Source organism: Streptomyces mutomycini (genome assembly GCF_001700505.1).
GTDB classification, from domain to species: Bacteria; Actinomycetota; Actinomycetes; order Streptomycetales; family Streptomycetaceae; genus Streptomyces; species Streptomyces mutomycini.
Window position 1 is genome coordinate 1 of the sequence record NZ_MAPV01000305.1, and the last position, 4,741, is coordinate 4,741.

General features: G+C 72.5%; 4 protein-coding genes. All 4 read right to left on the reverse strand.

The annotated features are described in order from the left end of the window. Positions 1-46: 46 nt before the first annotated feature. A complete protein-coding gene (locus BFF76_RS29955) occupies positions 47-343 on the reverse strand; it encodes an acyl carrier protein (protein ID WP_078850460.1) in 297 nt (98 codons plus the stop codon). After that, positions 340-1,389 (reverse strand): threonine ammonia-lyase, encoded by a 1,050-nt coding sequence (locus BFF76_RS29960; RefSeq protein ID WP_065849480.1) that lies wholly within the window; start codon positions 1,387-1,389, stop codon positions 340-342. Before BFF76_RS29960 ends, BFF76_RS29955 begins: the two co-directional genes overlap by 4 nt. Continuing rightward, positions 1,386-2,942, reverse strand: coding sequence for an amino acid adenylation domain-containing protein (locus BFF76_RS29965; RefSeq protein ID WP_065849481.1), 1,557 nt, complete (start codon positions 2,940-2,942; stop codon positions 1,386-1,388). Before BFF76_RS29965 ends, BFF76_RS29960 begins: the two co-directional genes overlap by 4 nt. Next, on the reverse strand, positions 2,936-4,741 hold a 1,806-nt coding region (locus tag BFF76_RS29970; protein ID WP_065849482.1), incomplete at its 5' end, for a lantibiotic dehydratase. The genes BFF76_RS29965 and BFF76_RS29970, both read right to left, overlap by 7 nt.

Sequence of the window (4,741 nt, forward strand, 5' to 3'; positions counted from 1 at the left end):
CTGCTCCCACAACCGCCAACGGCGGCCCAGCATCGGAGCGTCGCCGTCACTCATGTGCCACCCCTGCCGGGATGCCGGTGAGCTCCTCGGCGACGATCTCCGCCAGCTCGGCAGGGGTGGGGTAGGCGAAGACCAGGGCTACGGCCACCTCGGTACCCACCGCCTCCTGGAGCCGGCCGGTGATCTGGAACGCGGTCAGCGAATCGCCGCCCGCCTCGAAGAAGTCGGCGTGCTCGTCCAGTTCCTCATTGCTCAGCGCCTCCCGGAACAGGCCGGTGATCAGTACGGTCAGACCGGCGGTGGTACGCAGGTCCTGCACAGTGGTCCAGTCCTGAACACTCACAGTGACTCCTTTGACAGTGTTGAAGGTGATGGCAGTACCGAAAGGGACGAGGGGCGCGAGAAGGCTGCCGGGGACGGCACGAGCGGCGCGGTGGCCGAGCCCGCCGCGCGCATGGCGGCGAGCGCGTTCGGTGAATTGCCGCCGGAGACCACCACCGCCGTACGTCCGCGGACGCCGTACTGGAGCGCGCCGGCCAGGGCGACGCTCCCGCTCGGCTCGGCGGGGACCCCGGCGCGGTTCAGCAGCTCCATCGCAGCGAGCACCTCCTCGTCGTCGACGGCGATCAGCTCGTCGACACGCCGCTGGACGATGGGGAAGATGACCTCGCCGGGCCGCTGGCCCCGCAGTCCGTCGGCGACGGTCCGCGAGGCGGGCAGCTCCACCGGCCGCCCGGCGGCGACCGAGACGGCGTAGCGCCGGGTCTGTCGGGGCTCCACGCCGATGATCCGCAGCGGACGTCCGGCGAGATCGGCCGCCAGGCAGCTGCCGGCCAGGAGCCCGCCACCGCCGACCGGGACGAAGAGCACATCGAGATCGGGCTCGTCCTCCAGGATCTCCAGCGCGACGGTCCCCTGTCCGGCGACGACGTGCTCGTCGTCGGAGGACGGCACGAGCAGGGCCCCGGTGCCGGCGGCCAGTTGGCGGGCGAGCAGGTCACGCGCGGCGACGCCGCCCTCCACCGCCAGCACCCGGGCGCCGAGTGCGCGGATCGCGTCGGCCTTGGCCCGGCCCGCTCCGGCAGCCATCACCACGGTGGCCTCGGCGCCGGTCCTGCGGGCGAGCGCGGCCACCGCTATGCCGTGGTTCCCCGAGGAGCCGGCGACCACCGCCCGGGCGGCCCGGCCCAGCATCGCGTTGGCGGCGCCACGCGCCTTGAACGAGCCGCCACGCTGGAGGTGTTCGGCCTTCAGCAGCAGTCCGGAGGGACCGGACGGACCCAGCAGTCCATCGGCGCTCAGCAGCGGCGTACGGCGTACCGGTCCGCGGATCCGCTCGGCCGCCGCGCGTACCTCGGCCGCGGCGAGGCGGACACCGGCGGCGGTCACGGCGTCCGGCCCGGGAAGGACGGGCCACCGCCGCGCAGGGCGGCCCTGTCCGCTTTGCCCGTGCGGGTGGTGGGCAGCCGCTCGATGCGGTGGAAGCGGCGCGGCATCATGTGGGTCGGCAGGAAGCCCGCCAGGTGCCTGCGAAGCTCCGCGTCGGTGACCGTGTCCAGGTCACCGGTGACATGGGCGTAGAGGAACACCCGGCCCTGGTCGTCGGGTTCCGCGGTGACCACGGTGCCGGTCACCCGGGGGTGCCCGAGCAGCACACCCTCGATCTCGGCCGGATCGACCCGGTAGCCCCGGATCTTCACCTGCCGGTCGGAACGGCCCAGGTACTCCAGCACCCCGTCAGGTCTGCTGCGCGCCAGGTCGCCGGTGCGGAAGGCGCGGGCACCCGGCGGTCCGCCCGGGTCGGGACGGAAGCGGTCGGCGGTGAGCGCGGGCAGTCCCCGGTAGCCGCGCGCCACGCCGATGCCGCCGAGGGCGATCTCGCCGGTCTCTCCCGGAGGGACCTCCCGCTCGTCGGGGCCGATCAGCCTCGCCGTCATCCCGTCGACCGGGGTCCCGACCAGATCGGCGGTGGTCTCCGGCTCGGACGGCACCGCGTAGCGGGTGGCGGTCATGGTGCACTCGGAGGGGCCGTACTGGTTGACGAGATCGCCCGGCAGCACCCGGCGCGCTCCGGAACTGAGGAAGGGCAGCAGCGACTCGCCGCTGGAGACCACCAGACGCAGTCCGCTCAGCCGCTCTCCTGCCCGGTCCTGCTGGGAGAGGAAGGTGAGGAAGGACGGCGTGACGCTCAGCAGCGTGTTGACGCCGTACTCCCGGAGGGTCTCCGCGAAGCTGTCGGCGCGCAGCAGGGTGCTCCGTTCCGCCAGTACCACGGTGCCCCCGGCCACCAGTGGGGCGAAGGTGTCCCGGATGGAGGCGTCGTAGCCGAGCGGTGCGACCTGGAGCGCCACGGTATGCGGACCGAGGCCGTAGTCGCGGGCGATGAAGCCCAGGTAGGAGTCGAGACCGGCGCGCTCGATCAGTACCGCGTTGGGGCTGCCGGTGGAGCCTGAGGTGTGGCTGACGTAGGCCAGCTGTCGTCCGGAGACCTCGGGCAGCCCGTCGGGGGTCCCGTGGACCCCGTCGCTCGCGTCGACGTCGTCAGGGCCCTCCGGCCCGTAGAGCTCGTCGAGTTCGACGACCGGTCCGTCCACCGGCAGGCTCAGGGTCTGCCGCAGGGTGCGGCGGGTGAGCAGGCTGGTGGCACCGGCACTGTGGACCATGGCGGCCAGTCGGGGCTGCGGCTGGGTCACGTCGAGCGTGAGGAAGGCGCCTCCGGCGCGGAGCACCGCCGCCACCGCCACCACACTCTCCGGTCCCGGTTCCAGGGCGATGGCGCAGACCTTTTCCCGGCCGACCCCGCGGGTGGTCAGGGCGTGGGCCAGCCGGTCGATCCGGGCGTCGAGCCGGCGGTAGCTGAGCGAGGTGCTGCCGGTGCGCAACGCGACGGCTTCCGGGGTGCGCACGGCGTGTGCGCGTATCGCGTCGAGGAAGCTCACCATGACGGCACTCCCCCCTGCTGGTGCTCCTGGTCGACGGCGACGAAGCGGAGTTCGGAGGTGTAGGCGTTGCCCTGGTCGTCGGTCAGCCAGGCGTGCTCCGGCGTCGGGAGCATCTCGGTGATCGTCAGCTTCGCCTGCGGGTCCTTCCGGGCCAGCCGCCGGGCCGCCTTGGCAAGGATGTTCACGTAGACCGGCGCGTCGAAGTCCACGTAGAACGGACGCGGCTCCGTCGGCGACACCACGAACACGTAACGCGGCAACCCGAGCCCACTGCGCCAGTTGCGCGCCCGCACATACCGCCGCGCCTCACTCTTCTCCCCCGCGAACTCCAGATCCCCACCCGTGAACCGCCACGACTCCCGGCTCACCACCAGCTTGTCCACCGCCACCCGCGGCACATGATCCGCGTCGGGTCGGAGCGCGAAGCGGTCCATGACGCGGTTGGTGAGGGCGTGGCTGAAGACGTCCAGCACATCGAACTCGCTGCCGTCCGGCAGTACGGCCGTCAGCCGGCCGTCGTGGTCGGCGACGGTGACCTCGGCGCTGAGCACGGTGCGGTCCCGGTGCGGGTCACTGGTGTGCTCGGCCACAGCGACGAAGTAGTCCTCCGGACGGTCGAGTGCGGGGCGGCTGCGCGCCGACCACTTCAGCGGCAGCTCCTTGGGCAGCATCGGCATCAGGCGGGGGCCGGGGAAGTCCCGGCAGGTCTCGGCGATCAGCTCCTCGACGGCAGGGTGCTGGTTGACGAAGAGCGAGGCGGCCACGGTGTTCATGGCGATGTGCAACTCGCCGAGGACGAGTTCGAACTCACCGCGTTCCACCGCGGCGGCGTCCTTGGCCATGATCAGGATGTCGGGGCTGACATAGCGGGAGAGCGACCAGCCGTCGCGCGGGCCGTCGAACTCCTCCCGGACCCGTTCGGCGATGTCCGCCGAGGACAGCTGCACCCGGCGGGCGCCTTCCGGGGCGTCGATGATCCTCGCCCAGCGCTCGCGCAGCTCGGCTCCGATCCGGTCCGCCTCCGGCATGGACTCGGCGTGCGGAGCGGGCAGGCAGGCGAACCAGAGCGAAGCCAGATCGGTGGTCGGCCGGTCACCGCGTACGCGGTCGAAGGACTCGCGGATACGGGTGCGCATGGACTCCGCGTACCGGCTGGTGAGCCAGCCCACGGCGGTCAGGCACATCGAGAGCGGCGTCAGCTCGTCGAGGACGGCCGGGCTGAGCCGGGCGGTCGCGGAGCGTCGGGTGTCGGAGTAGACCAGTGAGCGGTTGGGCGCGGTACGGGTGCCCTTGGCGCGCTGGGAGGCGGTGTCGGTGATCCGGGTGAAGTCCTCCTCCAGCCCGGCCAGCGCCTCGCACAGAGCGGTGGCGTCCCGCCCCGCCGCCTGCACCCGGTCACGACCCCGCTCCAGCACCTCCAGCGGCTCCAGCACACGCTCCCGCAGACCGGCATCCCCGACCCGCTCCAGCACCGCACGCAACTCCCGCTCCGGGCGGGCACCGGAGGGAACCTCCAGCCGCCAGGTCACCCAACGACGGCGGACCAGCTCTCGCAGCAGTGACTCGGTCCCGCCGACGGGCAGGGCCAGTTCGCCGGCGAGGTCACCGAGGGTACGGCGACCGTCGACCAGTTCCAGCAGCGGCAGCAGCTCGGTCGGGACGGGCTGCGCGGGCCGCCCCGGAAGCTGTACCACCGCGTCGGCGGTGCGCCGTTCGAGGCGGGCGAACGGAATGCGTCGTGGAGGTATCCAGGCCATCAGGCGCTCGTCCGCGGACAGCTTCTTCGCCAGCGCGTCGAT